Annotated in this window: 2 protein-coding genes and 1 pseudogene; 2 read left to right on the top strand and 1 reads right to left on the bottom strand. The window is 67.6% G+C overall.

The features are described from left to right. A pseudogene (locus H926_RS33355) lies at positions 1 to 196 on the top strand (hypothetical protein); the annotation flags it as partial. Between the two features lie 232 nt (positions 197 to 428). Beyond that, the gene (locus H926_RS27585; protein WP_022676842.1) at positions 429 to 1766 is read left to right on the top strand and encodes an MFS transporter; all 1338 of its coding nucleotides are present in this window, start codon (positions 429 to 431) and stop codon (positions 1764 to 1766) included. Here the strand turns inward: H926_RS27585 and H926_RS0113825 are convergent. After that, the coding region (locus H926_RS0113825; protein ID WP_028657999.1) for an acyl-CoA synthetase at positions 1763 to 3241 on the bottom strand (1479 nt) is incomplete at its 5' end. The two genes, H926_RS27585 and H926_RS0113825, sit on opposite strands and share 4 nt — an antisense overlap.

Raw genomic sequence — 3241 nt, 5'->3', positions numbered from 1 at the left:
GCACGATGGCGTGTTCGATGCCGAAAATCCCGCGTTTGCGCCCGGCTGCACGGCGGCCACGGTGATCGCGCATGTGGCCTTGCGCCTTAACGTGGTGGCGCCCGATCGCTGCGACGCGCTGGTGCCGGCGAGCCTGGCCGATGGCCTGATCGCGCGCTGGTGCGAGGTGGCGGCAAGGGTAGATACGCCGGCATGACCCGGCGAAGGTGAAAGGATTAGGCACAAGAGACTGGATTGTATCGCATTGATCTCGTCATCCCGGGCTTGACCCGGGATCCCGCTGCCTGTTCCTGCGGGAAGGCAAGAAAGCGGGACCCCGGGTCAAGCCGGGGGTGACGGAATTGCGATACATTCGGGTTTTGCCATGCTGGGCGAACGAGAACAGAGCCAGTGGCCGGGGAGAAAAGACAATGCGCGATGGTGAGGCAATGCTGGCCCCGGTTCCGCCCGTGATCGGCGCGCGCGGGCCTGCGCCTGTGGCATCGGCCCGGCAATGGTATGTGCTGGTGCTGCTGTCGCTGGTCTATGCGATGAACATTGCCGATCGCTATGTCATTACCACGGTGATGGAATCGATCCGGCTCGATCTCAAGCTGACCGATTCGGGCGTGGCCCTGCTCACCGGCGTGGCGCTAGCGCTGTTCTATGTGACGATCGGCATTCCGGTGTCGGCGCTGGCCGACCGCTTCAACCGGCGCAACATCATTTCCGGCGCGCTGCTGCTGTGGTCTGGCCTGACCATCCTGACCGGGCTGTCGGCCACGTTCGGGCAGATGCTGCTGGCGCGCATTGGCGTGGGCATTGGCGAAAGCGGTGGCACCCCGCCATCCACCTCGATGCTGGCAGACTATTTCCGGCCCGCGCAGCGACCGGCGGCGCTGACCGTCTATGCCCTGGGTTCGTGCCTGGGGGCGTGGATCGGCGCGGACGTGGCCGGGCGTGTCGCCGATCTCTATGGCTGGCGCCATGCGTTCCTGGCGCTGGGCGTGCCCGGCGTGGTGCTGGCGGCGCTGATTTTCCTGACCGTGCGCGAGCCGCGCCGCGGGGCGATGGATGCGCCGCGTGCAGCCGATGCCGCACCTGCCGCGCCGCGCCTGCCCTTGTGGCGCGCGCTGGCGTTCCTGCTGCGCCAGCGCGCCACCATGCACCTGATGATGGGCGGCGCGGTGACGGCGCTGTGGGGCTGGGGCCTGATGTGGTGGACGCCCACCTATCTCCAGCGCGCCTATGGCCTGACGGCGGGCCAGGCGGGAGAAATCCTGGGGCCGATGCACCTGATCGCCGGCAGCCTGGCAACCGTGGCCACGGCCGTGCTGATGGCCAGCAAGGCCATGGCCGATCCGCGCCGCGTGCTGATCCTGATGGCAGTGGTGGTGGCGGTGATCACCGTGCCATCGTTCTTCATCTTCTGGACGCATGACCTGGGCGTGGCCAAGCTGTGTCTGTGGCTGTTCGTGCCGGCGATGTATTTCTACATCGGCCCTTCGTTTGGCCTGTTGCAGAACGTGGTGCCGGCGCAGATGCGCGCCACGGCCTGTGCGCTCACGCTGCTCATGGCCAATATCGCCAACCTGGTGATCGCGCCGCAGTTCGTCGGCCTGGTCAGCGACCATATGGCCGGTGGCCATGGCGCCGATGCCGCATCACTGCGCATTGCGCTGCTGATCCTGGCCCCCACCGGCCTTTGGGCCGCGTGGCATTACTGGGCCGCGACGCGCAATATCCTCGCCGAACAGGCACGCGCCACGGCCGGTGACCACGCCTAACGCGGGTTTGGCGGCGCGGCGGCGCGCAATTCGGCGATCAGGCTGGCTTTCATCAGCTTGCCGGTGGGTTCGCGCGGGAGAGTGTCGCGAAACAGGATGCGCTTGGGCGTCTTGATCGCGCCCAGGCCGGCACGGGCAAAGGCGGTGATGCTGGCGGCCAGGGCATCGTCGGCCACCACGCCTGGCGCCGGCTGGATCACGGCGACGGCCACTTCGCCCAGATCGGCGTCGGGTGCGCCGACCACGGCGACGTCGGCCACGGCATCATGGCCGATCAGCAGGTTTTCGATCTCTTGCGGATAGATGTTGACCCCGCCCGAGATGATCATGAAATGCTTGCGATCGGTCAGATAGAGGAACCCATCGGCATCGAGATAGCCGATATCGCCCAGCGTCGCCCAGCCCTGGGGCGAAAGCGCGGCGGCGGTCTTGGCCGGATCGTTGTGATAGGCAAAGGCCGGGCCATTGGCGAAATAGACATTGCCCGGCGTGCCGATGGGCAGTTCGTGGCCATCATCGTCAAGGATATGCACTTCGCCCAGCACGGCGCGGCCCACTGATCCGGGATGGCTGAGCCATTCGGCGGCGCTGAGCGCGGTGATCCCGCAGGTTTCGGTGCCCGAATAGTATTCGTGCACGATTGGCCCCCACCAATCGATCATCGCCTGCTTGACTGCCACCGGGCAGGGCGCCCCGGCATGGATCGCCGCGCGCAGCGATGACAGATCGGGCTGCGCGCGCTGCGCCGGATCGAGCTTGAGCAGGCGCACGAAATGCGTGGGTACCCAGGTGCCATGGGTCACGCGCCAGCGCTCCACCAGGGCGAGCGCGGCCAGGGCATCGAACTTGTCCATCACCACCACGGTGCCGCCCAGGCGGTGGATCGTCATCGCCCAGCGCAGCGGCGCGGCATGATAGAGCGGCGAGGTGGAGAGATAGACGGTGTCGGCCGCCATGCCATAAAGCGCCTGCCCCATGTTCACCAGCGGCGTGGGATCGCCCAGCGCGCCATCGGGCAAGGCCGGCTTGACCCCCTTGGGCCGCCCCGTGGTGCCCGAGGAATAGAGCATGTCGGTGCCCGGGCTTTCATCACCCACCGGGGCATCGGGCATGGCCGCGGCCAGTGGCGCCCAGCCGGGCAGGCCATTGCCGCCCGCGCCGGTCAGCAGCACGGTAACCGCCGTGCCCTGCGCGGCGAGCAACCGCGCCACCTGCGCTGCCAGCGGGGCCAAGGCATCGGCCACGACCAGCAGCTTGGCGCCGCTGTCGGCCACGATATAGGCTGCGTCTGCCGGGCTGAGCCGGGTGGAGATGCTGGTAAGATAAAGCCCGCTGCGCTCTGCCGCCCAGCCAATGGTGAACACCTCGGCCGTGTTGTGCAGCATGACCGCGATCACGTCTCCGCGCGCCAGGCCCAGCCGGCGCAGCGCCTGCGCGCCCTGGTTTGCTGCAGCCTCGAGTGCAGCATAGGTCAG

The organism is Novosphingobium sp. B-7, from assembly GCF_000410615.1.
Taxonomy (GTDB): domain Bacteria; phylum Pseudomonadota; class Alphaproteobacteria; order Sphingomonadales; family Sphingomonadaceae; genus Novosphingobium; species Novosphingobium capsulatum.
This window is presented reverse-complemented; position numbering and strand designations above follow the sequence as displayed.

Bases quoted from the DNA above. Each gene is read 5' to 3' on its own strand.
- H926_RS27585 (WP_022676842.1), top strand. From the start codon at position 429: ATGCTGGCCCCGGTTCCGCCCGTGATCGGCGCGCGCGGGCCTGCGCCT.